1 protein-coding gene is annotated in these 553 nt (G+C 71.2%); it reads right to left on the bottom strand.

Translation table 11 applies throughout. The features are described 5' to 3' along the window. Positions 1-553: AMP-binding protein (locus D7V93_RS43855; protein ID WP_147451724.1), on the bottom strand; the 553-nt coding region annotated here is incomplete at both ends.

Below are 553 nucleotides of genomic sequence, written 5' to 3'. Positions count from 1 at the left end.
GTCTCTCCCTGGTGGAGCGCCATCTGCTCGAAGAGCGCCGTGGTGAGACTGACGCTGGTGGGGGCGTGGCGGCGGAAGAAGGCCGCGAGCTCCTCGAGCGAGAGGGAATGCGGCGGCGCGAGCACCAGCTGGGCCCCGTGCAGCAGCGCGCCCCAAATCTCAATCGTGGAGCCGTCGAAGGCAGTGGGAGCGAGCTGGAGGTAGCGGTGCTCCGGGCCGAAGCGGAAGTAGGACGCGCCGCAGACGAGGCGCACGACGCCGCGGTGGGGCACCATGACGCCCTTGGGCCTGCCGGTGGAGCCGGAGGTGAACATGACGTAGGCGAGGCTGTCGGCCGAGGAGGGCACGGCGGGCGCGTGCGTGGGCTTGCGCGCGAGGAGAGGGGCCTCGTCGTCCAGCAGCAGGGTGGCGCCGAAGAAGGACGGAAGGCTCGACTCCCAGTCGGAGCGGGTCACCAGCACGGGAGCGCCGGAGTCCTCCAGCAGCAGGGCGAGGCGCTCGTGGGGGTAGCTCATCTCCAGCGGGACGTAGGCGGCGCCAGCCTTGAGGACAC

The organism is Corallococcus llansteffanensis, from assembly GCF_003612055.1.
Classification (GTDB): domain Bacteria; phylum Myxococcota; class Myxococcia; order Myxococcales; family Myxococcaceae; genus Corallococcus; species Corallococcus llansteffanensis.
This window is presented reverse-complemented; position numbering and strand designations above follow the sequence as displayed.